This is a genomic window from Pseudomonas caspiana, from assembly GCF_002158995.1.
GTDB classification, from domain to species: Bacteria; Pseudomonadota; Gammaproteobacteria; order Pseudomonadales; family Pseudomonadaceae; genus Aquipseudomonas; species Aquipseudomonas caspiana.
Genome location: NZ_LOHF01000001.1, coordinates 299,170 through 323,561, shown reverse-complemented (window position 1 = coordinate 323,561; position 24,392 = coordinate 299,170). Strand labels below are relative to the sequence as shown.

General features: G+C 58.8%; 22 protein-coding genes. 13 read left to right on the top strand and 9 right to left on the bottom strand.

Annotated elements, in window-relative coordinates; translation table 11 throughout:
- Window positions 1-86: 86 nt before the first annotated feature.
- Entirely contained in the window at window positions 87-800 is a 714-nt protein-coding gene (locus tag AUC60_RS01410; protein ID WP_087264489.1) for a FadR/GntR family transcriptional regulator, read from the top strand.
- A gap of 111 nt (window positions 801-911) precedes the next feature.
- On the opposite strand, the gene uxuA is transcribed toward AUC60_RS01410, so the two are convergent.
- The 6 genes from uxuA to kdgK form a co-directional block, all read right to left on the bottom strand.
- Entirely contained in the window at window positions 912-2,087 is a 1,176-nt protein-coding gene (uxuA, locus tag AUC60_RS01405) for a mannonate dehydratase (protein ID WP_087264252.1), read from the bottom strand.
- A 17-nt stretch (window positions 2,088-2,104) separates the two neighbouring features.
- A complete protein-coding gene (locus tag AUC60_RS01400) occupies window positions 2,105-3,550 on the bottom strand; it encodes a mannitol dehydrogenase family protein (protein WP_087264250.1) in 1,446 nt (481 codons plus the stop codon).
- Between the two features lie 11 nt (window positions 3,551-3,561).
- Window positions 3,562-4,866 carry an MFS transporter gene (locus tag AUC60_RS01395; protein ID WP_087264248.1) on the bottom strand — a complete coding sequence of 435 codons (1,305 nt, stop codon included), beginning with the start codon at window positions 4,864-4,866 and terminating at the stop codon, window positions 3,562-3,564.
- 67 nt (window positions 4,867-4,933) lie between these two features.
- On the bottom strand, window positions 4,934-5,965 hold the full coding sequence (locus AUC60_RS01390; protein WP_087264247.1) for a Zn-dependent oxidoreductase: 1,032 nt from the start codon (window positions 5,963-5,965) through the stop codon (window positions 4,934-4,936).
- A gap of 79 nt (window positions 5,966-6,044) precedes the next feature.
- On the bottom strand, window positions 6,045-7,256 hold the full coding sequence (gene manD, locus AUC60_RS01385) for a D-mannonate dehydratase ManD (protein ID WP_087264246.1): 1,212 nt from the start codon (window positions 7,254-7,256) through the stop codon (window positions 6,045-6,047).
- Entirely contained in the window at window positions 7,256-8,263 is a 1,008-nt protein-coding gene (kdgK, locus tag AUC60_RS01380) for a 2-dehydro-3-deoxygluconokinase (RefSeq protein ID WP_087264244.1), read from the bottom strand. Before kdgK ends, manD begins: the two co-directional genes overlap by 1 nt.
- A gap of 151 nt (window positions 8,264-8,414) precedes the next feature.
- On the opposite strand from kdgK, the gene kdgR reads away from it, so the two are divergent.
- Window positions 8,415-9,197, top strand: a complete 783-nt coding sequence (kdgR, locus tag AUC60_RS01375; RefSeq protein WP_087264242.1) for a DNA-binding transcriptional regulator KdgR — start codon at window positions 8,415-8,417, stop codon at window positions 9,195-9,197.
- Between the two features lie 8 nt (window positions 9,198-9,205).
- Here the strand turns inward: kdgR and AUC60_RS01370 are convergent, their stop codons facing one another.
- Entirely contained in the window at window positions 9,206-10,171 is a 966-nt protein-coding gene (locus AUC60_RS01370; protein ID WP_087264240.1) for a LysR family transcriptional regulator, read from the bottom strand.
- A gap of 154 nt (window positions 10,172-10,325) precedes the next feature.
- Between AUC60_RS01370 and AUC60_RS01365 the strand changes: the two genes are divergently transcribed.
- The 7 genes from AUC60_RS01365 to AUC60_RS01335 all read left to right on the top strand — a co-directional run bounded on the left by AUC60_RS01365 (window position 10,326) and on the right by AUC60_RS01335 (window position 17,238).
- Complete coding sequence (locus tag AUC60_RS01365) at window positions 10,326-11,636, top strand: MFS transporter (RefSeq protein ID WP_087264238.1); 1,311 nt, start codon at window positions 10,326-10,328, stop codon at window positions 11,634-11,636.
- Window positions 11,633-12,388, top strand: a complete 756-nt coding sequence (locus AUC60_RS01360) for a class II aldolase/adducin family protein (RefSeq protein ID WP_087264236.1) — start codon at window positions 11,633-11,635, stop codon at window positions 12,386-12,388. The genes AUC60_RS01365 and AUC60_RS01360 overlap by 4 nt, the downstream gene beginning before the upstream one ends.
- Complete coding sequence (locus AUC60_RS01355; protein ID WP_087264234.1) at window positions 12,385-13,314, top strand: 2-hydroxyacid dehydrogenase; 930 nt, start codon at window positions 12,385-12,387, stop codon at window positions 13,312-13,314. The genes AUC60_RS01360 and AUC60_RS01355 overlap by 4 nt, the downstream gene beginning before the upstream one ends.
- Window positions 13,315-13,336: 22 nt before the next feature.
- On the top strand, window positions 13,337-14,566 hold the full coding sequence (locus AUC60_RS01350; protein ID WP_087264488.1) for a Zn-dependent hydrolase: 1,230 nt from the start codon (window positions 13,337-13,339) through the stop codon (window positions 14,564-14,566).
- A 170-nt stretch (window positions 14,567-14,736) separates the two neighbouring features.
- The gene (locus tag AUC60_RS01345) at window positions 14,737-16,071 is read left to right on the top strand and encodes an MFS transporter (protein WP_087264233.1); all 1,335 of its coding nucleotides are present in this window, start codon (window positions 14,737-14,739) and stop codon (window positions 16,069-16,071) included.
- 160 nt (window positions 16,072-16,231) lie between these two features.
- Window positions 16,232-16,609, top strand: coding sequence for a RidA family protein (locus tag AUC60_RS01340; protein ID WP_087264232.1), 378 nt, complete (start codon window positions 16,232-16,234; stop codon window positions 16,607-16,609).
- A 2-nt stretch (window positions 16,610-16,611) separates the two neighbouring features.
- Entirely contained in the window at window positions 16,612-17,238 is a 627-nt protein-coding gene (locus AUC60_RS01335) for an RraA family protein (protein ID WP_087264230.1), read from the top strand.
- 140 nt (window positions 17,239-17,378) lie between these two features.
- Here AUC60_RS01335 and AUC60_RS01330 read toward each other — a convergent pair whose 3' ends face one another.
- Window positions 17,379-18,392, bottom strand: a complete 1,014-nt coding sequence (locus AUC60_RS01330; RefSeq protein ID WP_087264228.1) for a GlxA family transcriptional regulator — start codon at window positions 18,390-18,392, stop codon at window positions 17,379-17,381.
- A complete protein-coding gene (locus tag AUC60_RS01325) occupies window positions 18,389-19,339 on the bottom strand; it encodes a LysR family transcriptional regulator (protein WP_087264227.1) in 951 nt (316 codons plus the stop codon). The genes AUC60_RS01330 and AUC60_RS01325 overlap by 4 nt, the downstream gene beginning before the upstream one ends.
- A 139-nt stretch (window positions 19,340-19,478) precedes the next feature.
- Here AUC60_RS01325 and AUC60_RS01320 point away from each other — a divergent pair, with 139 nt between their 5' ends.
- From AUC60_RS01320 to AUC60_RS01305, 4 genes are all read left to right on the top strand, one after another.
- Window positions 19,479-19,883: a RidA family protein gene (locus AUC60_RS01320; RefSeq protein WP_087264225.1), complete on the top strand. Its 405-nt coding sequence runs from the start codon at window positions 19,479-19,481 to the stop codon at window positions 19,881-19,883.
- 152 nt (window positions 19,884-20,035) lie between these two features.
- Window positions 20,036-22,399: a TonB-dependent siderophore receptor gene (locus AUC60_RS01315; RefSeq protein WP_087264223.1), complete on the top strand. Its 2,364-nt coding sequence runs from the start codon at window positions 20,036-20,038 to the stop codon at window positions 22,397-22,399.
- Window positions 22,396-23,454, top strand: a complete 1,059-nt coding sequence (locus AUC60_RS01310) for a FecCD family ABC transporter permease (RefSeq protein ID WP_087264222.1) — start codon at window positions 22,396-22,398, stop codon at window positions 23,452-23,454. The genes AUC60_RS01315 and AUC60_RS01310 overlap by 4 nt, the downstream gene beginning before the upstream one ends.
- Window positions 23,451-24,233, top strand: a complete 783-nt coding sequence (locus AUC60_RS01305) for an ABC transporter ATP-binding protein (protein ID WP_087264220.1) — start codon at window positions 23,451-23,453, stop codon at window positions 24,231-24,233. Before AUC60_RS01310 ends, AUC60_RS01305 begins: the two co-directional genes overlap by 4 nt.
- Window positions 24,234-24,392 lie beyond the last annotated feature (159 nt).

The following is a 24,392-nucleotide window of genomic DNA, read 5'->3' as shown; positions in this document are numbered from 1 at the left end:
TCCAGACAGCATGGACGCTTTCACCAGCGGCGAGGCAATCGGTCGCTATGGTAGCCTTCGCCAACTTTCCGATGGACGCCATAGCCATGGTTTCACCGATCAACGCCGCTGAGCGGAAGCCGTATCAGAAAATCGCCGATCAATTGCGCAATTACATTGCGCAGGCGGACTTCAAAACCGGTGCAAGGCTTCCCCCTGAACGTGACCTGACGCGGCTGTTGGGTGTGTCGCGACCTTCGCTGCGCGAGGCGTTGATTGCACTGGAGATCGAAGGCGCCGTCGAAATCAAGATGGGCTCAGGTGTTTATGTGCGCGCCACTCCCAAGGATGGCAGCAGCAAACCTGTGCCCCTGGGCGAGAGCCCCTCGGAGTTGATGCAGGCCCGAGCGTTGATCGAAGGCGAAAGCGTGATTCTGGCCTGTTTGCATGGCAAGAAAAGTGACTACCGCTATTTGCAGGACTGCATCGACGCCATGCGCGCAAGCATTGCCAATGGCCTGCCACCGCTGGAGGACGACCGCAAGTTTCATCATCGGCTGGCCAAAATGAGCGGCAATTCGGCGCTGGTGCGAATTATCACTGCACTGTTTGATGAGAGACACAACCCGATTTCTGCTCACTTGAGCAAGCATTCTGAGAATTCGTCAACCTGGGAAGCGGCGGTCACTGAGCATGAGGCGATTCTGCGTGCGGTTGCCAGCAAGGACGTACTCGGCGCCCAGACCTCAATGCGCCAGCATTTAAGTCGCTCGGAAGGACGCTGGCTGCAGGCGCTGGAGCCTGAGGATGGGGGGCGTTAGGGTTGGCTTGATGTCTGTGGCGCCTGCATCGCGGGCAAGCCCGGCTCCCACATGAGATCACATTCCACCTGTGGGAGCTGGGCTTGCCCGCGATGCAGGCGTTAAGGCCTATCAGCCCAACTGCTGCCGCACCGCCAGTTCCACCCCGCGAATCTCTGCCAAGCCTTTGAGCCGACCAATCAGCGAGTAACCAGGATTGCTGTTGCGATGCTGATCGTCGAGCAATTGATGACCATGGTCCGGACGCAATGGCAGGCGTGGGCCGCCTTCGCGTTCACGCCTGCGCTCCTCGGTGACCAGCTCGCGGATTACCCCGACCATATCAACGTCGCCGCCCAGGTGGTGGGCTTCGTGGAAGCTGCGCGGGTCGGCCTCGCGGCGGGTTGAGCGTAAATGCGTGAAGTAGATATATGGCGCAAAGTGCCTGGCCATGGCCACAAGGTCATTGTCCTCGCGCACACCGTAAGAGCCGGTGCAGAACGTCAGACCATTGGCCTGGCTAGGCGCGGCGTCCAGCAACCATTGGGTATCGGCGGCGGTGGACAGGATGCGTGGCAGCCCCAGCAGCGCACGAGGTGGGTCGTCCGGGTGAATCGCCATCCGCACGCCAACTTCTTCCGCTACCGGAATCAATGCACGCAGAAAGTACCCCAGATGCTCACGCAAACGGGCTTCGTCGATGTCCGCGTAAGTACGCAGCAAGGCCCGAAAATCTTCCAGGGTGTAATGCTCCTCGGCGCCCGGTAAACCTGCAATCAGCGTATTGACCAACGCCTGGCTCTGGCTTTCGGTCAGCCCTTCAAAATAGGTTTTGGCCTGCTGAATATCCTCGGCGCTGTACTCGGCTTCTGCCCCCGCACGCTTGAGGATGAACAGATCGAAGGCGGCAAACGCGGTCTGGTCGAAACGCAGTGCCCAACCACCGTCTGCCAGTTCCCACGCCAGGTCCGTACGTGTCCAGTCCAGTACCGGCATGAAGTTGTAGCAGACGATATCGATGCCGCAGCTTGCCAGGTTGCGGACGCTCTCCTGATAGTTGGCGATGTACTCATCACGTCGGCCACAGCCGCGCTTGATGTCTTCATGCACCGGGATGCTTTCCACCACTGACCAGGTCAGGCCAGCGTCTTCAATCATTTTTTTGCGCGCCGCGATGGCCTCTACTGGCCACACTTCGCCGTTGGGGATTTCATGCAGTGCGGTGACGATGCCGGTCGCGCCGGTTTGCCGGACGTCCGCCAGGGAGATCGGGTCTTTGGGGCCAAACCAGCGCCATGTCTGTTCCATGTGCTTCTCCTTTCTTGTTAGTGGTGTGCAGCGAAGCGTTGCAGCACGCTACTGATACCTTCGCCAACCAGCGAGCTGTAAGCCTGTTGCACGGCGTCACGAAACGCCGGGCGATTGGCCAACGCCGCCGGGAAAACTTCATCCAGCTCGAGAAATGCGTCTACCAGAGCTGCACCTTCGAAACGCCCCGCCAGATCGGCAAAGGTGGCGTTCAATGGATCGTCGATAACCTGCTCAGTCGGCTGCGTGCAGTAACGAATCCAGGCCGCGACGCCCAAAGCGGTACAAGCGATATCGCGACCGTCGTCAAGCAACTGCTGTGCGCCGAGCAGCCAGCGTTGCGGCAGCTTTTGCGAACCGTCCATGGCAATCTGGCGCAGACGATGTTGCAGGCTGTCATTGGCAAAGCGCGCTTTCAAATCACGGGCATAGAGGGAAAGATCGATGCCCGCCGGCATGTCTAACGTGGGGGCCGCTTCCTGAGCCATGTAATGTTCGATCAGGCCCGCGAGTTGTGGGTCATTGACCGCCTCGAACACCAACTCATGACCCGCCAGCACGCCCACGTAAGCCAATAACGAATGGCTGCCGTTGAGCATCCGCAGCTTCATCGTTTCGAAGGGCTGCACATCCTCAACCATCTGCACGCCTTCGACTTCCCAGTCAGGGCGACCCAGCGGAAAGTTGTCCTCGATTACCCACTGGCTGAAGCTTTCACACACCACGGCCGCAGGGTCATGGCAGTCCAGTTGTTGCTCCAGACGACCGAAAGACTCTGCGGTCATGGCCGGGACAATGCGATCGACCATGCAACTTGGAAACGCTACGTGCTGATCGACCCACTGCGCCAGGTCTTGATCCTGTTCTGCCGCCAGGCCGCGCACCGCTTGCCGGGTACGCTGGCCGTTGTCAGGCATGTTGTCGCAACACAGGACAGTGAAAGCCGGGATGTCAGTTGCCCGACGACGGCGCAAAGCTTCGAGGACGATGCCGGGCGCCGAACGCGGCGTGTGCGGATGAGCGATGTCATGGGCAATCGTCGGGTCTTCAACACGCAATTGCCCGGTAGACGGGCTCAGGCAATAGCCTTTTTCGGTGACGGTAAGCGTGACAATCCGCGTTTGCGGCGCGGCCATGCGTTGCAACAGCACTTCCAGCTCATCACCGCCCTCGCCCGCATACAACGCCTCGCGCACCATAGCAATTTCACGCAGCGTCACTTGTTCACGATCGCGGTACTCGGCAACGTGGTAGCGGCCATCCTGTTCGCGCAATAGATCAACCACGGCGCGATTGGAGCGCAGGTTGGCACTGCACAGCCCCCAACTGCTCTGCCCGTGACGATTGAGGTTGCGTTGCAGGTAGACCGCCTGATGGGCGCGATGGAACGCCCCAAGGCCCAGATGCACGATACCGATCTCCGAGGCAGGGTCGGCAGCAGGCACACGGTTCACAATTGGCATCGAAACGCTCCTTATGTTCTTGGATGGCTCAAGGCCGAATCATGCTGCGGCTGCGGGATCTGTGCAGCCGCTTCACCCGTGTCTGCAGCGCTCAGCGGTTTTACGTAACGCGCCACGCATACGGCGCCGATCACGGTCAATAGCCCTGCCAACAGGAACGCACTGGTGAACGAGCCGGTGAACTGCACCAGAAAACCGGTCAGGGTCGGGCCAATGATGCCCGAGGTGTTCGCCAGGAAATGCATGAAGCCACTGACCCCGCCCACGCGTGCGGCAGGTACGGTGTCCTGGATGATCGCCCAGTAAATGGCACCGGTCAGGTACAGGAAGAACACGGCCAGCGCGACAAGAATGACCGCTGGATAAAGTGTCTTGACCACACCGGCTACCGCAATACAGGCCGCGCAGGCGAGCAGGCACGTGACCAGCACCACTTTGCGGGAGAACATCATCCGCCCGGTCTTCTTGAACACGAAATCCGAGATGAAACCACCGAGGGCCAGACCGAGGAAACCCAGCAGCCACGGAATGACGGTGGCGATGCTCATATCCTTGACGTTCAAGCCATGGGCCATGGTCAGGTAGCTGGGGAACCAGGTCAGGAAGAAGAACAGCGTGTAGTTATAGGAAAAGAACGCCAGCGAGGTGAACAGCACGGTGGGTTGCTTGAGGTAATAACGCAGCGGATGCACCGGCAACGAAGCCACTTCGCTCGTGCCTTCGGCGCGCTGGATCTCTTCAGCCACCTTGCCTTCCGGTTTGTCCTTGACGAACTTGTACCAGACAGCGGCCCAAACCAGGCCCACGATCATGATGATAATGAACGATACTTTCCAGCCGTAGCTGATGGCAATAAAGCCCACTACCGGCCCGGAAATCGCCCCGCCCAGCGGCGTACCTGACATCGAAGAACCCAGCGCCCGCGCACGTTGTTTGGGCGTGTACCAGTTGTTGACCATCTTGCTCGTGGTGACGCTCAACGGCCCTTCACCCATACCGAACAGGATGCGGATCAGCACCAGCGAGGCGAAACCTACGGTCAGCACAGTCAGGCCGCTGAACAGCGACCACAAGACCATAGCCAGCAGCAGCGTAGTTTTTGCGCCGTAGCGATCAGCCGCCCAGCCACCGATGAAGTTGAACGCCGCATAGCCGACAAAAAAACTGCTGAAAATCATGCCCATTTCACCCGTCGTCAGACCGTAGTCCTTCTGGATGAAAGGGGCTGCAACGGACAATGCCGAGCGATCCAGGTAGTTAATGACGCCTGCCAGGAACAGCATGATGATGATTAATGTACGACCTTGACCAAACATTGGAACCTCCCGCTTTTTATGTTTATTCGGTGAGGGTGCCCAAAGGGGCACTCGTATCTACATCGGACTAGTGACGCGCTTCACCCAACTGCACCAGCACCTTGCGGGTCTGTTCAGGATGGTGTTCGATCAGGTCGATAGCTGCTGGCATCTCGTCGAAAGACACCTGATGGCTGACCAGCTCCTGAACCTGCAATTTGCCGCTGGCAATCAGCTCGATCACCTTGGGGAACTTGCGGTTGTTCAGGCGCGAACCCACCAGGGTCAGCTCCTTCTTGATCATTTCCAGTTGCACCAGATCACTCGGCGTCGCATTGAAGCCCAGCAGGCCGATGCGCCCGGCTGGCGAGGCCAGGCGAACCATTTGCGGCATTAACGACGGGATGCACGCCGCGTCGACAATCAGCGGCACGCCTTCGCCATAAGTCAATTCGCGCATCGTGGCTTCCACGTCGACAGCCTGACCATTGAGGGTACGACTGGCGCCCAGGGCTTTGGCGGTTTCCAGCCGCGCGTCGATCACATCGGTGACGGTGATGTCGGTCAAACCCAGCGCGCGAGCCATCTGAACCAGGGTCAGGCCAATCACGCCAGCCCCGTAAATCAGCAGACTGTCACCCGGATGCACCTGCATGCGATCCAGTACGTTGAGTGCGATGGAGTAAGGCTCGACCAGCGCCGCGTGGCTCAGGGACATCGAGTCAGGCAGGCGATGGGCGTTACCCGCCGGGACGCAGACTTGCTCGCTGAAACCACCGTCACGGTGCACGCCAATCACTTGCAGCCTGGTGCAGACGTTGGGACGGTTGATCCTGCACGGGTAACACGTACCGCAACTGATCACCGGGTCGATGCACACGCGGTCGCCGGCCTTGAGGTGTTCAACGCCCTCACCCACTTCGCGCACCACGCCAGAAAACTCATGCCCGGTAACCCTAGGGAAGCGCACGAAAGCGTTCTGCCCGTGGATGATGTGCATGTCCGAGCCGCAGATCCCGGCATAGGCGACGTCCACCTTGACTTCGCCGGGTGCGATTTGCGGCACCTCGACCTGGGCCAGGCCGAACTCAAAAGGTGCTCTCACTTGAAAAGCTTTCATCGGGTAACTCCTGTCAGGGCGGCCGCCGCCTGATGTTCTTGTTGTGGTAAATCGTTTTTTACTGGTATCGAAGCCGGGCTTACCAGTGCCAGAGCGTGCCGTCTTCCAGGCGATTGACCGGCAGGCTGGCGCGCTTGTAGGGGTATTTCGCCGCAAGGGTTTCGTCGATGTCGACGCCATGCCCCGGGGTTTCGCCGGGGGTGAAATGGCCGTCGTCAAAGCGATAGGCGTGAGGAAAGACTTCGTCGATTCGCTCGTCGTGAGGCATGTGTTCCTGAATGCCGAAGTTGGGCACCCAGGTATCGAAATGCAGCGCCGCGCCCATGCACACTGGCGACAGGTCAGTCGCGCCATGAAAGCCGGTACGAACCTGGAACAACGCGGCAAAGTCCGCAATGCGTCGCACATGAGTAATGCCACCTGCGTGTACCAGAGTGGCGCGGATGTAGTCGATCAACTGCTCCTGGATCAGCTCGCGGCAGTCATGAATCGAGTTGAAGACTTCACCCACCGCCAATGGCGTGGTGGTGTGCTGACGGATCAGGCGAAACGCTGCCTGATTTTCTGCCGGGGTGCAGTCCTCCAGCCAGAACAGGTTGAACGGCTCAACAGCTTTACCCAACCGACCGGCCTCGATAGGCGTGAGGCGATGGTGGACGTCGTGAAGAATGTGCAGGTCGTCACCGAAACGCTCGCGAACGGCTGCAAACAGTTTGGGCACATAGTTGAGGTACTTGCCGGTGTCCCACATATGTTCGGCAGGCAAATCGCTGTCAGCCGGTTCGTAACGCTCGCCGCTGCGCTTGGCCACGCCATAAGTGGTCGCAATCCCGGGAATCCCGCACTGCACGCGCACCGCTTTGTAACCTAGCTCGACATGGCGGGCGACTTCGTCCAGGCAACCCTCGATGTCTTTGCCGGTGGCATGCCCGTAGACCATCACCCGCTCGCGGCTCTTGCCACCCAGCAACTGATACAACGGCATGTTGGCCGCCTTGGCTTTGATGTCCCACAACGCGATGTCTACCGCGGCGATCGCGGTCATGGTCACCGGGCCACGGCGCCAGTAGGCCCCGCGATACAGGTATTGCCAGATGTCCTCGATACGATGAGCATCGCGACCGATCAGCGCGGGCAGTACGTGTTCTTCAAGGTAGGCGACTACCGCCAGTTCACGGCCATTGAGGGTCGCATCACCGATGCCGTAAATACCGGCATCCGTGACGATTTTAAGAGTGATCAGGTTGCGACCCGGACAGGTCACGATCACGCGGGCTTCAATGATTTTCATCAGTTGCGGGCCTCTGCGGCAAAAGAAAAAGAAGGCATATCGAGACTGGGCATCGCGGCCAAGGGGATCAGTGCGCCGCGATGCTGAACGACCTGAGCGGCCAGTCGATGTCCCCACTGAGCCGCGAGATCCGGGGCGCCGCCTTGCAGGCGACAGGAGAGATATCCGGCGCTGAACGAATCGCCTGCCGCCGTGGTGTCGACGATGTTGCGCACGGCTTCGGCAGGCACTTCGAAGCGCTCGCCGGCGCAGTTGATCAGGCATGACGCCGCGCCGCGCTTGAGCACGACCTCGTCCACGCCGAAGCTCGCATAGGCACTGAACAGGGACTCGACGTCGGCGTAACCAAACAAGGCTTCGTCGTCCTCCCAGGTGATCAGGGCCAGATCGGTCAGGCGCAGCATGTCGCTATAGACCTGACGCGCCGTGTTGGCGTCTGGCCAAAGGTGGGGACGGAAGTTGTTATCAAAAACGATCCGGGTGCCGGATGCCCGGGCTTGAACAACAGCCTGCAGCAAGCGAGCGCGGCCATCGGGCGTGAGGATCGCCAGGCTGATGCCGCTCAGGTAGAGGTAGTCGTAATCGGCCAGTGCCTGCAGCAACACATCTGCCTCAGGCCCATCGAACATGCGCCGCGCTGCGGCCTGGCCCCGCCAATAGACGAAACGTCGTTCGCCGCGCGTATCGGTCTGGATGACGTAAAGGCCCGGCAATGCGTCCTTGATCACCCGCACGTTCTGGTTGCCGACGCCTTCATCACACCACAACTGGCGCATGGCGTCGCTGAAGCTGTCGGCACCGATGGCGGTCACGTAATCAACAGCAATGCGCGCGGCTGGATTCAATCGGGCCAAATAGACGGCGGTGTTGAGTGTGTCACCGCCAAACGTCTGGCTGAAGTCTGAAGCTGACTCGGCACGCATCTCGATCATGCACTCACCCACCATCGCTACCTTCACGGGTTTGGGTGAAACGGATTGCGGCCGGTGTTTAGAAATCGCATTCATCATTACGCGCCTTTATTATTTTTAAAACGGCGTTTCATTTGTAGCTTGTGGCCGAGTTTTGATCAGATTTTCCTCACCGTCAAGAAAAATGAAACAGCGTTTTGATTCGCTAGCGTATATCCTTGGGTTTTCCGTTCCCGTTGGAGCCTTCATGGACAACAGCACTCTCCAGAACAATGAACTGGTCTCCGCAGTAGGCCGGACCATGGCGGTACTAGAGGCATTGGCAGAACATCCCGAGGAAAGCGGCGTATCGGAAATCGCGCAGAAACTGGACATGTCCAAAAGCACCGTTTACCGCTTTTTGCAGTCACTCAAGGCGCGTGGCTATGTGGTGCAGGACGCCGAAGACCGCTACCGGCTCAGCGTTCGACTGTTCGAGTTGGGTGCCCAGGCCCTGCCCCATCTGGACATCGTCCGCGAGGCTGAGCCAGGCATGCGCCGTATCAATGAGCTGACCGGCGAAACCGTACATTTGGGAATTCTTGACGAAGGCAGCATCGTCTACGTGCACAAGATCGACTCCAAGTACAACCTGCGGATGTACTCGCGTATCGGGCGCCGCGCGCCGCTTTACTGCACCGGGATCGGCAAGGTCTTGATGGCATGGCTGGATCAGCCGGAATTGTTGGCGCACTTGCAGGAAGAAAGCTTCGAGCGCCGCACAGCCAACACGCTGACAACCGTCGATGCTTATTTGCAGGAATTACAGGTGGTTCGCGACCAGGGTTATGCCGAAGACCATGAAGAATTTGAAGACAACATGCGCTGTCTGGCAGCGCCGATCCGCGACCGTTTTGGTCATGTGATCGGTGGCATGAGCGTTTCATTTCCCTGCTTCCGCTTTCGCGAAGAACTCAAGCAGGATTACGTCAAACAGCTGATGGAAGCCACGCAGCGCATTTCCAGCCAGTTAGGCTGGCACGCGAAATAACCTGCTGATCAAAACGCCTCTTCGATGACTCGCCGAAACGACTCGATAAAAACCGTCTCGGCGCGGTTCATCCGCTGATCACGGTTCCACATCAGAAACATATCGACATCCACCACACCGTCAGCCGGTGGCAAACGCCAGATCAGGCCGTTGTGCAAATCATTGTCCACCAGGTGTTCAGGCAAACAACCGATCCCGTAACCGGCAATGATCAACCGCCGAATCTCTTCAAAGCTGGGCGATGATGCGACGATTTTTCCGGTAAAGCCCTGCTGATCACGGAACACTGTCAACGGCGACAGATTGCCGCCAAGCTGGTCGCTGGTGAAGCTGACGAAGTTCTCGCCCTGTAACGCGTCCAGCGCCAACCCTCGTTTGCCGAACAGCCGATGTCGTTTGCCGCAGAAGAATGCGTAGCGCTGGCGCATTAACAAAACCCGCTCCAGTTTCGCCTGGGGGAAGCGGCACAGCCCGATGCCCAGACTGGCAGTTTTCTGGTTCAGCGAACTCTGAATGTCCGAACTGCGCATGACTTCAAGTTCCAGCTCGACACGCGGATGCAACAGATGAAAGTCCGCAAGAAAGTCGTCATAGAGCGGTGACTGCACATGACTGATGGACAGCACACGCACCTTGCCAACGACCTCTTCCTCGGCGCCCTCAACTGCCGTGCCCAGGCGCGAGACATTGCCATACATTTCCTGGGCAATCCCAAACACCTCCTCTCCGGCCTGAGTCAGATCGAAGCGCGGGCCCTTGCGCACGATCAACGCACAATCGAGCTGTTCCTCAAGGCGTTTCAGCGACTGACTGACCGCTGACTGCGTGACGAAAAGCCTTGCCGCCGCACGGCTGATACTGCGTTCCTGACCGATCGCCAGATACGTGCGCAACAGGTTCCAGTCCAGTCGATCATTGAGAAAGCGCCGACCTTGCCACTTGCCTTGTGCTTCGACCGATTCGTCGTTGTTCATCACCGCACCATTAGTAGCCTGGCTAATACACAAAATAAGTATTAGCAAATTGATTAATTATAGGCAGCGAGCGATAAAGCAGGGAAGCGCCCCCAGAGCGCTACGTGACCAGCCTCAATCCCTGCCATAACGCCAAAACCAAAAAGGGCCTTGCATGCGAACCTCATCCAATCAGCCTCGTCGCGCGGCTGCCGCGGCATTCGTTGGGACCACTATTGAGTTCTACGACTTCTACATCTATGCCACTGCGGCTGCATTGATTCTGGGGCAAGTGTTCTTTCCCAGTGATACTCCCGGCCTCAGCACCCTCGCGGCTTTCGGTACCTTTGCTGTCGGCTTCATCGCACGGCCCATGGCCGGGATGGTTTTCGGGCACCTGGGTGACCGTCTGGGCCGGAAAAAGATGTTGCTGTTCACCATGCTGCTGATGGGCCTGGCGACAACAGGGATTGGTCTGCTGCCAAGCTACGCCACTGCCGGTATCTGGGCGCCAATCGGGCTGGTGGCGTTGCGCATCGTGCAAGGCATCTCTGTCGGCGGCGAATGGGGCGGTGCGGTTTTGATGGCCAGCGAGCATGCACCCAAGGGTCGTAAAACCTTCTATGCCTCTTTCGCACAACTGGGCAGCCCGGCCGGTTTGTTGCTCGCGCTGATTGCATTCAGGCTGGTGACTTCTCTGGAGCCTGCTGAATTCGCCGACTGGGGCTGGCGTTTGCCGTTCCTGGCCAGCGGCGTGCTAATGATGATTGGCCTGGCGATCCGCTTTGGCGTTGAAGAATCACCGGAATTCAAAGAAGTCGCAGAGAAAGGCGAGACTGCCAAATACCCGGTGCTGGACGTGCTGCGCACCTGCTGGCGACAGATTCTCTTCGCAGCCTGTGCCGTCACCATTGGCTCGGCAGGATTCTTCTTCACCAACACCTTCATGATTACTTACGTGACCCAGTATCAGGGCATCTCCCGGGCGACCATCCTCGACTGCCTGTTTATCGTGACCGTCCTGCAATTCATTTCCCAGCCCATCAGCGCTTTGCTGGCTGAACGTATTGGCGAAGGCCGCTTCCTGATGTTGGCGGCGCTGCTCTCCATGGCCATGCCCTACCCGATGTTTTTACTGGTCGGCACGCAAAATCTAGCGTTGATGACCCTTGGCATCGCTATGGCCGTGATCACCCTGTCGGCGCTGTATGCGGTGATTGCTGGCTACATGGCTCAGGCTTTTCCAGCGCACCTGCGTTACAGCGGCATTTCCATTGCCTACCAGTTGATCTGTGCCATCGCCGGCGGCACAACGCCCATCGTCGGCACCTTGCTGGCAACTCACTACGCGGGACAGTGGTTACCGCTAGCGATCTTCTTCAGTGTGCTGGCAGGCATTTCGCTGTTCGGTGTCTGTGGCCTGGCCCGGCTGCGCGGCGAAAACAGTCCGGCTGCACAGCCAGCTTTCAACAAGGAGCTTTCATGAACACCCCAGACACTCTCGATGCCGTGGAATGGCAAGCCCGCTGCGAACTGGCGGCCCTGTATCGATTGATCGCGCACTTTCGCATGACGGACTTGATCGACACTCACATCAGCCTGCGCATTCCGGGCCCTGAGCATCACTTCCTGATCAACCGGTACGGCGTGATCTTCGACCGGATGACGGCTAGCGATCTGGTGCGCATCGATCAGCACGGTCAGGTGGTCAATGGCGATATCGAAAACAGCCGGGTCAACGCTGCGGGTTTTGTCATCCACTCAGCGATCCACATGGCGCGTGAAGACCTGAACTGCGTGATCCATACCCACACGGCCGCAGGCATGGCCGTTGCCGCCCAGGAACAGGGGTTGCTGCCGATCAGCCAGCACGCCTTGAAGTTCTACGGCAAGCTCGCTTACCACACCTATGAGGGCATTGCGCTGTCACTGGAAGAACGCGAGAGACTGGTGGCGGATCTTGGCCCCCACAGAGCGATGATCCTGCGCAATCACGGCCTGTTGGCGGGTGGTGGCAGCGTGGCTCAAGCGTTTCACGAGATACATTTTCTCGAGCGAGCGTGTCAGGCACAGGTTCAAGCCCTGTCCGGTAACAGTAAACTCGTGCAACCCAGCGAGGAAGTATGCCGTTTGACAGCCCAACAGTTTGATCGCGATGAAGCCGCAGAAATCATTCAGTTGAGCTGGAAAGCAGCACTGACCTTGATCGAAGACCAACGCGAGTCCTACTGCTCATGACCACCATCGTCCTGCTGACCAATGACACCGTTCTGAACAGCGAACTGCAAGCCGCATTCGCCCGTAACGCGCCTGAACTCAAGGTGGTATTGCCCGATGATCCGGCCGCCGTCGAGGCACAAATCGCCGCCTGTTGGTATCCACCCGCAGGCAGCATGGCGAACCTGCCCAACCTGCAACTGGTGCATTCGGTGGGCGCCGGTGTCGATCACTTGCGCACGGACCCGAGTCGAGCGGACCTTCCCGCCTGCCGCGTGGTGGACCCTGACCATCGGCGAGGCATGACCGAATACGTGCGCTGGGCCGTGCTGCATTTTCACCGCGACTTTGATCGCGTGGCCGCACAGCAACGCCAAAGCGCCTGGCAGCGTCATCCACAACAGCCCGCCGGTCAGTTCAAGGTAGGCGTAATGGGACTGGGTTCGCTGGGTGCCGCAATCGCCAGTGATCTGGCCGGTGCAGGCTACGCCGTAAGGGGCTGGGCACGTAGCCCGCGAGAAATCCCGGGCGTGATCTGTCATCACGGTGACGAGCAGTTCGAGGCATTCCTCAACGGGCTGGACATGCTGGTCAACCTGCTGCCCTTGACCGATGCCACCCGAGGCATTCTGTGTAGCAAGACGTTTGCCGCCCTGGCTCCTGGCGCGGTAATCGTCAATGCCGGACGCGGGCAGCACCTGATTGTTGATGACTTGCAACAGGCGTTGGTCAGCGGGCATCTGCGCGGCGCGGTGCTGGATGTGTTCGAGCAGGAGCCGCTGCCGGTCGACGACCCTCTGTGGCAGATGCCGGGCGTGATCATTACCCCGCACATGGCCTCCGCAGCCTCCGACGATTGCATTGCGCAGCAGGTCGCAGAAAACGCCCGCCGCCTTATCAACGGCGAACCCCTGAATAACCTGGTTGACCCGGATCTGGGTTACTGAAGCAAGCGCAAGAGGTTTAATGATGAACGTACTCAACTGCAACGGTGATCGGCTCTGGGGCAGCCTCATGGACATGGCCAAAGTCGGTGCCACAGCCAAAGGCGGCAATTGCCGTCTGGCCCTGTCCGCTGAAGACAAAGCCGGGCGTGAGCTGTTCATGGGCTGGTGTCGGGAAGCAGGCATGACCCTGAGCTTCGATGCCATCGGCAACCTGTTCGCCCGCCGCGCCGGACTGGACGACACGCTTGAGCCGATCGTGATGGGCAGCCATCTGGACACCCAGCCCAAAGGTGGTCGCTTCGATGGTATCTACGGCGTGCTGAGTGGTCTGGAAGTGGTGCGTTGCCTGAACGAACAAGGCATCCAGAGCCAGCGGCCGATCGAGATCGCGGTCTGGACCAATGAAGAAGGTGCGCGCTTCACACCTGCCATGTTTGGCTCTGCAGTATTCACCGGCAGCCTGGAATTACAGACCGCGCTGGACGCCTGCGATGCGGATGGTATCAGTGTCGCTCAAGCGCTGGACGCCACCGGGCATGTGGGTGAGCACCCCTTCAAACGTCCTTTCGATGCGTATTTCGAAGCGCACATCGAACAGGGTCCGATTCTTGAAGATAACGGCATCCCGGTGGGCGTGGTGACGGGCGGCCAGGCGATTTGCTGGCTGGACGTGCAGGTCAAAGGCCAGAGCGCCCATGCCGGGACTACACCGATGAAACTGCGCAAGGACGCGCTGTTTGGCGTAGCGCAAATGGCTGCGCAACTTGAAGCTTTGGCGGACGAATACGCCCCCAAAGGTCTGGTCACCATCGGTCAACTGAGCATCGCCAAATCGTCGCGCAATACCATCGCAGGCAGCGTGAATTTCACGGTCGATTTGCGTCACCACGAAGACGAGCAGATTGCGCTCATGGAACAGCAGGTCCAACAGCGTTTCCAGCAGGTGGCGGACGCCCGCGGGTTGACTCTGGACATCCAGCGCCACTGGCTAAGCCCGGCCACTCCGTTCGACAAGGATTGCGTCGCAGCGGTGCGCCGTGCCGTCGAGGCGCTGGGGTATCCACATCAGGACATCGTCAGCGGCGCAGGCCACGACGCCATCTTGCTGGCTCGGCATTGCCCGACCACCATGGTGTTCATCCCTTGTGTTGGCGGCCTGAGCCACAACGAGGCCGAAGACGTTTTACCTGAAGATGCACGCATGGGCTGCGATGTGCTGCTCAACGCAATTGTTGAGCGGATTCAGCGCTAGCCCGATATCCGTCACCACAAGCACCTGTCGGCCTCAACGCCGGCAGGCAGGGCGCGCAGATGCCCGATAAACAATCAGGCGCTCGCTGATCAGCACGCGCCAACTCCTCGTAGAACTGCCAATCAATAACTCAATCCTTTGGGCATACGCTCATTTTGGAGACATAAGGCATGAACAGCTCTGCGTATGTAGAAAGCCAGGCGCCGGTAACGGAAACGCCGGTCAACATGAAAAAGGTCGCCATCGCCAGCGTCATCGGCACCACGGTGGAATGGTATGACTTGTTCGTCTTTGCAACCGCGTCTGCACTGGTGTTCAACAAGATTTTCTTCCCGGCATTTGATGCCCTGATCGGCACATTGCTGGCGTTCGGCACCTTTGCTTCGGCCTACGGTGCGCGCATCGTAGGCGCCGCGCTGTTCGGTCACTTCGGCGACAAGCTGGGGCGCAAGTCGATGTTGTTGATTTCGCTTTTGGTAATGGGCGCAGCGACTTTCGCCATCGGTTTACTGCCCGATTACGCCAGCATCGGTATCTGGGCGCCGATCCTGTTGCTAACGCTGCGGATCATCCAGGGACTGGCACTGGGGGGTGAATGGGGTGGCGCAGTGCTAATGGCCGTGGAGCACGCCCCGGCTAATCAGCGCGGACTCTATGGTTCATGGGTACAGATCGGTGTACCGGCCGGAACCATGCTTGCCAACTTGGCATTTCTGGCCATTGCCGCCCTGCTCCCAGCCGAAGACTTGCTCTCCTGGGGCTGGCGTATTCCGTTCCTGGCCAGCGCATTGCTGATTGCCGTGGGTTTGTATATTCGCCTCAATATCAGCGAAACCCCTGCTTTCAACAAAGCGCAGAAAACCGAAAAGCACATCAAGGTGCCGCTTGCAGAGATCTGCCGCAAATACTGGAAACAGGTGTTGTTGGGCGGCATCGCTACCATGTCCACCGGCGCCTCTTTCAACATCATCGTTGCGTTTGGCCTGACCTACGGCACCCAGACGCTGGGCTTTAGCCGCACGATCATGCTCAGTGTGGTTCTGGCCTCCTGTGCGCTCTGCGTCTTTCTGTTGCCGGCATTCGGCGCGCTGTCTGATCGTATTGGACGCAAGCCCGTGATCATTGGCGGGATTATCGCCGAGGCCGTGGTGGCCTTCCCGATGTTCTGGCTGATGGACACCCGTGAGCTGCCGTTCGTGTTCCTGGGCTACATGCTGCTGATGACCGCCTTCGCCGCCAACTATGGGCCTATTGCGACCTTCCTGGCCGAGCTGTTTGGTACCCGGGTGCGTTATTCCGGGCTGTCAGTTGCTTACATGTTGTCCGGTTTGCTGGGTAGTGCTGCAACCCCGATCATCACCACGGCACTGCTGTCCTTGACCGGTAAAGGTTCTTCGGTCGCCTGGTACATGATCGGCTCGGCCGCTATTTCACTGATTGCGCTGCTCTTGCTAAGCGAAACCTTCAAGCGCGACCTGACCAAGGAAGCAGCCATTCATGGCTGATTGAGACCCACTATCCCCTGAACTACCGACAACTCTGTAGGGGCTGCCGAACACTGCGAAAGCGATTGGCCTGAGTCATCGTCATCGCAGCCTTCGACAGCTCCTGCAGTCAACGCGCGACAACTCGGTGTCAGGGCCTTCAGCGAACACGAGGATCAGCATGAAACGCATCAACTCAGCGCCAGGCACCATCGGCCCGGTCGGGCCTTACTCCCAGGCAGTCATCAGCGGCAATCTCGTCTTCACCGCCGGACAGATCCCGGCCTTTGACGGGCTCGACTCACAGCCAGAAACATTTGAAGAGCAGGTGCGCCAGACCCTGCGCAATCTGGAAGCGATCCTGATCGAGGCCGGGTCGGACTTCGATCATGTGATCAAGGTCAACAGTTACCTGACCGATCCCGCGCAGCTTGAACCCTTCAATCGGGTCTACAGCGAAGTGCTCGGCCATGCGCCACCGGCACGGACCACGGTCTGCGTATCGCTGTGGGGCGTATCACTGGAAATCGACTGTATTGCGCAATTAAAGGAAGCATAACGATGAGCGATGAAGAACTGCGGGAAAAACTGGAGCGTGTCAGCTTCGCTACGTTGGGGCATTTCCTTGAGGAAGGATTCGTCTCCCACGAAATCCGTTCAATGCTCAGTAACGTGAAGGTGGTGGGTCGCGCTTTTACGTTAAAGGTCGCCAACGCTGACGCCTTCGCCGTCAATCGGGCGCTGGCCAGCCTGGCCGAAGGCGACGTGCTGATCGTGGACATGCAAGGCGATCACCGCCACGCGTGCGTCGGCACGGTCACCTCCTGTGCCGCAACGGCACGCGGGGCAAAAGCAATCATCGTCGACGGTGCCGTTACCGATATCGTCGAACTGCGCGGCGCGGGGTTGCCGATATTTGCCCGAGGTACCAGTTTACTGACCACCAAGTTGTGCAGTGATACCGGCAGTGCCGTGGCGATACCGATCAAATGTGGAGGTGTCAGGGTGGAGCCAGGCGATTGGGTGATGGGCGATGATAATGGCTTGTTGATCACCAGCAGTGAAGCACTTGAACAAGTGATCGATATTGCGCTGGCCAGTGATGCTGCAGAACCGTTGTTGATACAACGTTTGCAGGCAGGGGAAGCGGTTGAGACGCTGTTGAAACTGGACGGCAGCACACATTAATAAGGCGCAGGTCGCTGGGCATGCCTTGGGAGTGGTTTAGCCGGGAGAGGGTTATTCCTGACAACTGTTCAGAAATTTTGCCCCCGCCCTCGCGGCTGAAGCCACTCCTGCGAACCTCACGTAACCTAATGAGCCGCTATCTACCGAACCAGCCGCTTCTCTTTTGACGGCCGATAACCAAAGAACGCGTTGTAGCACTTGCTGAAATGGCTGGGCGAGACGAATCCGCAGGCAACTAGCACTTCGACCTGGGACATTTCGGTGTGCTGCAGTAAGCGACGGGCTTCGGTGATACGCAGTTCGAGGTAATAGCGCTGTGGTGTGGTGCCCAACTGCTCCCGGAACAAGCGCTCGACCTGACGACGAGAGCGACCGGCGTACCTCACCAGTTGTTCCATTTCCAGTGGTTCCTCAAGGTTGGCATCCATCAGTTTCACGACCTCACGCAACGGTGCGCTGAGCGACAGATGGGCAGAACTCTTGATACGCCGATAACGGGACTCCTCAAAAGAAAGAATGTCCTCAATGCCTTCAACCAGTGCTTTGTCATGCAGCGCCTTGATCCACTCCAGCGCCATGTGAAAAGCGCCTGAAGGACTGGCGGCCGTCAAGCGGTCCCGGTCCACTACAAACGGTTCGCTAGTGACGTGGGTGACTTTGCAGATTTCAGCCAGTGCAGGACGATGCTCTGGATGGATCGCGCAACGGTAACTGTCGAGCAAACCGGCAACACCCAGAAACCACGCGCCATTCCACAAGCCCGCGAGTGCAGTACCCTGCTCCGCCGCCAGATTCAGTAACGCGGACAGCTCAGGGTAATGCTTGAGCTCAGTCCGGTAGCCGCCACAGATAACCAGCAAGTCCAGCCCCTTTATTTCCGCAAAGGTCAGCTGCGCATCCGGTCGAATCACTAACCCTAGATCGCTGACGACTTCGCCCTCCTGCAAACCGAAGGTACGGGTCGCAAACAAACCGGGACGCAGCAGATTTGCGGTGATGATGGTGTCCAGCGCCTGAGTGAATGCAGGCAGCGAGAAGTACTCGAGCAGCAAAAATCCGGCTTTCGTCTGGCGAGTCGAAGCCGTTGAGTCATCTCCGAGATAGCGGAAATTCTTGCCCTTCATGCCGCCGCTGAATTGACGTCGCTCGTTCATGTCGCGGGGTTCTCTGTCTCATCAACCGAATACCGGTCAGCGACCGGCCCATGCACCGCCATCAGTTCTGCAACCCAATCAATGAACACTCTGACCTTGATGCTGATGTGTCGATTGGGCGGGAACGCTACGTATAACGGCATCGGCTCCATCTGCCAGCCCTCGAATAGCCGGACCAGCTCACCGCCTGCCAAGTGCGGCTTTGCCATGTAATCGGGCAGCCAGAGCACGCCCATACCGGCCAGACCGGCTGCGAGATAGGCGTTGCCGTCGTCCACCGTCAAAACGTGCTGTCCGTTGATGTGCAGATGCTCGTCATTGTTATGCATGGCGTACGGCAGGGCTTTGCCGGTACGGGCCCACAAAAAACCGACGATCCGGTGCAGTGAATCTTCCAGCTCACGAGGGTGCGCGGGCGTGCCCAGGCGTTCCAGATAGCCGGGAGCGGCATAAACCCCAAGCTGCAAATCCCCCACCCGGCGGGCAATCAACGACTGATCGGTGAGTTCACCGCCGCGCACGACGCAGTCCACGTTATCGCCAATCAGGTCGACCACACGGTCACTGACGCCCATGTCGATCTGAATGTCCGGATATTTCCTGTGAAACGCTGGCATCGCTGGCATCAGGACCATTCGCGCCAATGGGCTCGGCACGTCCACGCGCAACCGGCCTCTGGGCAACGCTGCGGCACTGGAAAGACTGGTTTCTGCGTCATCGAGGTCGGCCAGGAGCCTAACCGCCCGCTCGTAATACACGGCGCCGTCAGCAGTCACGTTGACCTTGCGCGTTGTGCGATGGAGCAACTTGACCCGCAACCTGGCTTCCAGTTGCTGAATCAATTGGGTCACGGTGGTCTTGCTCATGTGCAGCGTATCGGCCGCTTTGGTAAAGCTGCCCGCCTCTACGACCCGTACAAAGGCCTGCATCGCATCAAAACGGTCCATTGCTGCCCCGGCTAAAACGTCTGGATTGTTTGGGATTCGCAAACAGTGCTGACTAAGGTTGCTCGTTTATCCCGTGGGTGCAAGTGCTTAGAGTCTGTTTCGTCGATACCTCACTCAATCCACTAGAAGGAAGCCCACCATGAGCCAACGTGACGTTGTATTTCCACCCGGTCGCCAGGCGCTTTACGAGCGCAACCGTTACTCACCGGCAATCCGCTCCAACGGTTTTCTGTTCGTCTCTGGTCAGGTCGGTAGCCAGGAGGATGGCTCGCCCGAGCCTGATCTGGAGAACCAGGTCCGGCGCGCTTTTGAGAACCTCAATGCCATTCTGGGGTCGGCCGGCTGTACATTTGACGATGTCATTGACGTCACGGTATTCATCGTCGATCCCGCCTCCAGATTTGAGACCATCTGGAAAATCGTACCGGAGTTCTGGGGTAATGCGCCGCACCCGACATTGACCGGGGTGGGCGTGACCTGGCTGTACGGCTTTGACTTCGAGATCAAGGTAATCGCCAGAATTCCAGAGGCTGCCACGCACTGACAACCCCACGAGGACGAGTGCTGATCGTCGTCCTCGACATTTTTTTATGTTTTTTTCACCGGCGTTGAGAAAAATCCCGGAGCGTTACGTCTTTGATGGTCAGTTTGAGAATTTTTCGCAAACGTAACCAAGACGTATGAAGGATCGTATTAATGCCGCGCCTACCTGCATTGCCGTCTCTTGCCCTCCTGATCATGCTGCCGATGGGCAACAGCTGGGCTGCCGAAGCCTCTGAAAGCCCGCGCACGCTGCGCTACAGCATGAGCGCACAGCCACTGGCTTCGGCGCTGGCGCAGTTCGCCCGGCAGAATCAATTGCAGTTGAGCTTTGACGCTGCCTTGGCGGCAGGCAAGACTGCGCCGGCAATCAGCGGTGAACTCAGTGAGCGCGAAGCGCTGACGCAGTTACTCAGAGACTCAGGTCTGGGCTGGTCGCTGACCGATGACCGCACGCTGTTGTTATTCGCGCAGCCTGCCAGCGGTTCTATCAACCTGGCGCCTTCGACGATTACCTCCACTGGTTTTGTCGAACACGCAGACGGCCCGGTCCAGGGTTATCGCGCAACCCGCAGCGCCACAGGAACCAAGACTGACACGGCCCTGCGCGACGTTCCGCAATCCATCCAGGTGGTCTCGCGTCAGGTGCTTGAAGACCAGCAAGTCAACAACCTCGGTGATGCGTTGACCAACATCAGCAGCGTGCAGCGCGGCAACAGCCATGGCGGTTCTTCGGAAAGCTTCATCATTCGCGGTTTCAAAGCCACTACGTATGCGGTGGATGGCATGCTGATCAATCCGCTGGTGTCGCGCCCTGAAGCCCTGCGTGATCTGGCCAACGTCGAACGTGTGGAAGTCCTCAAAGGGCCAGCGTCCGTACTGTACGGCCGTGGCAATCCCGGCGGCCTGATCAACCTGGTGACCCGGCAACCAAGCTTCACGCCCGAAGCCGAGGTCACAGCGCAAGCTGGTTCCTATGACTTCTATCGTCTTGAAGCCAACGCCAGCGGACCAATGGACGAAGCTAAAACGCTGGCCGGGCGCATGACCGTTGCGACCCAGACCGAGCGGGGTTTTCGCGACACATTCCGCGACAGCAAGCGCACCTATGTTGCGCCGACACTGCGCTGGGAACCCACCGATACCACGCGAGTGGATGCTGGCCTGGAATACATCAACCAGACCAGTCCGTTCGACAGAGGGCTAATCCCGGTCAACGGCAAGATCAACATGAGCGCCGACCGTTATTTGCACGAATCGTGGTCGCGCGACAAAGCTGACAAGGTTTCGGTCTGGTATCGCGCCGAACATGACGTCAACGACTGGCTGACCCTGCGTCAGATGACCCGCTGGGACCAGTCTCACAAAGATCGTTATGTCGTCGATTTGCGTGACCTGGAGGCCGACGGCCGTACCCTGCGCCGTCGTGCCACTGATGGCGATGAGCGCATCAAAACTCTGGACATGCAGTTTGAAGCCATTGCGCGCTTCGCCACCGGTGGCCTGAACCACACGGCACTGGCGGGTTTCGAGTACATCGACGGCAAGCGCAATGTCGCCAGTGATCGCGCGAACCTGGGCTCTATCGATATTTACAATCCAGTCTACGGTGCCCGGCCTGGTACGTTCGCGTTCAATGAGGAAAACGATTACAAAGTCGAGTCCTACAGTTTTTATCTTCAGGATCAGATTGACCTGAGCGAACAATGGAAGCTGATTGTCGGCGCGCGTTATGACGACACTCGTCAGCGCAATACCTCGACCAATGCGGACTACGAAGTCACCAAGACCAATCTGGACCCTACCAAGGTTTCCCCGCGTTTAGGTCTGGTTTACCAGCCCACTGACTGGCTCGCGCTCTACGCCAGCTACAGCACATCGTTTACCCCACAGAGCGATGTCCAACGCAGCGGCAGTACGCTGGACCCGGAAGAAGGTGAGCAATATGAGGTCGGCGCAAAATTTGAACTGATTCCTGATCGCCTCAGCGCAACCCTGTCGGTATTCGAGATCACCCGCCAGAACGTGGCCGCGCCCGATCCGACTGACGACAATTACTCCGTGCAAACCGGCGAACAACGCGTACGCGGCGTTGAGCTGGATGTCAGCGGCACACCGCTGGAAGGCTGGGAAATCATCGGCAACGTCAGCGCTCTGGACGCCAAAGTCACCAAGGACACTGAAATCGAAACTGGCAACCGCCTGGACGGCGTACCGATCCTCAGCGGTTCAGTCTGGTCCAGCTATCAACTGCAGAACGGTCCGATGAAAGGCCTGGGCTTTGGTGCTGGCGTGATCGCGGTGGGTGAACGCCAAGGCAATATCGACAATTCGTATGATGTGGGCGGATATGCCCGGATCGACGCCAGTGTGTTCTACGACATTGATGAGAACATCCGTGTCTCCCTCAAAGGCCGCAACCTGACTGATCGTAAGTACATTGAAACCGCGGCCGGTACCGACGGTAACTACGCAGGCGCGCCCGCCTCGTTCATTGCCAGTGTGAGCGCTAAGTTTTGAGTCCTCCGCCGTCCACACTGAATGCCGAAACCCTGCATGTCGCCTACCGCAACATTCTGCGTAAACGTCTGTGGATCTGCGGCGTGCTGGTCGCGACGTTGCTGGCTTGTCTGGTGGCTGACATCACCCTGGGTACTACCCGGTTCGCCGCCAGCGAAGTCTTGCTGGCGATATTCGACCCCGGCAGCGTCGACCCCGATACTCAGGTGATAGTCCGCGAATTGCGTCTGCCTTTCGCGCTGATGGCTGTATTGGTGGGTGCCGCACTGTCGCTGGCCGGTGCCGAAATGCAGACCATCCTCAACAATCCACTGGCGAGCCCGTTCACTCTGGGCGTGTCGTCGGCGGCATCCTTTGGTGCCGCGCTGGCGATTGTGCTGGACCTGGGGATTCCCGGGGTGCCAGGCAGCTGGTTGATCACGGCCAATGCTTTCATCTTTGCCTTTGCCTCGGTGTTGCTGTTGCAGGCAGTCGCCAGCCTTACCGGTGGCGTGCAGTCATTGGTGCTGTTCGGCATTGCTTTGGTCTTCAGCTTCAATGCCATGGTTGCCCTGCTGCAATATCTGGCATCTGCGGATGCCTTGCAGCAACTGGTGTTCTGGAGCATGGGCAGCCTGAGCCGAGCCAGTTGGCCCGCAGTGCAGACACTGGCCGTCGTGTTCTTTCTGGTCTTGCCGTTCAGCCTGCGCGCGTCATGGCAAATGACCACCCTGCGCCTGGGAGACGAACGTGCAGCCACACTGGGTATTGATGTCGCTCGCCTGCGTCTGGGCGCTTTGCTGCGTATCAGCCTACTCGCGGCCACCGCAGTAGCTTTCGTCGGCACCATTGGCTTTATCGGCCTGGTTGGGCCGCACATTGCGCGCATGCTGATTGGCGAAGATCACCGGTTCTTCCTGCCGGTCAGCGCCTTGATGGGCGCGTTGATCATGTCGTTATCGGCAATTGTCAGCAAACAGCTGATTCCGGGCGTGGTGCTGCCGATCGGGATCGTGACCGCAGTGGTCGGCGTACCGCTGTTCATGAGCCTGATTCTCAAGCGAGGCCGGACATGAGCCTTTTGCAAGTACGCAACCTGAGCGTTGGCTACAAGCGCAGCACGGTTTTGCATGGCATTGATCTGCCAGACATTGCCCCGGGTCAGGTAGTGGCGCTGGTCGGCCCCAATGGAGCTGGCAAATCGACCCTGCTGCGCAGCCTTGCTGGACTGTTGTCGGCAACCGGGGAAATCCGTCTTGGCGAACTGGATCTGCTGCGCTGCAAGCGTCGCGAACGGGCCGCCGTATTGGGCTTCATGCCGCAAACCTTGCCGGACGGCATTGCCTTGAGCGTGCTGGAGACATTGCTTGGCGCGTTACGCGGCGGAGATTCGCTGGCCATGGTCGGCAGTGCGAAGGAGCAACAAAACAAAGCCTGCGCTGTGCTGGAGCAATTGGGCATTCTGCACCTGGCACTGCACTCCCTGGACAGTCTGTCCGGCGGGCAGCGCCAAATGGTCAGCCTGGCGCAAGCGGTCATTCGCCAGCCGCGCCTGCTGTTGCTCGATGAACCTACCAGCGCACTGGATTTGCGCTACCAGAACGACGTCATGAGCATGGTCCGGCAACTGGCCGATCAGGGCCGCATTGTGGTTGTGGTCCTCCATGATCTGGGGCTTGCAGCACGCTGGGCCGATCAGGTCATGGTGCTTGAACGCGGTCGTTTGAACGCTGCAGGCACGCCCGAACAAACCCTGACTCCGGGCATGCTGGAGCAGGTCTATCGGGTTCAGGCCAGAGTCGAGCGCTGCAGCCTGGGCCGGGTGCAGATTCATGTCGATGGGTCAGTGGCATGAACCTCTCAAAAGCCTCGCTCCAACAACTGTCCCTGCTTCTACAGGTCCTGACGCCGGATGACGCCGAACTTGTGGGAGCAGGGCTTACCCGCGATAAACGATTACACGATGTACCGGATGGAACGCGGTGCCCAAATCGCGGGCAAGCACGGCTCCCAC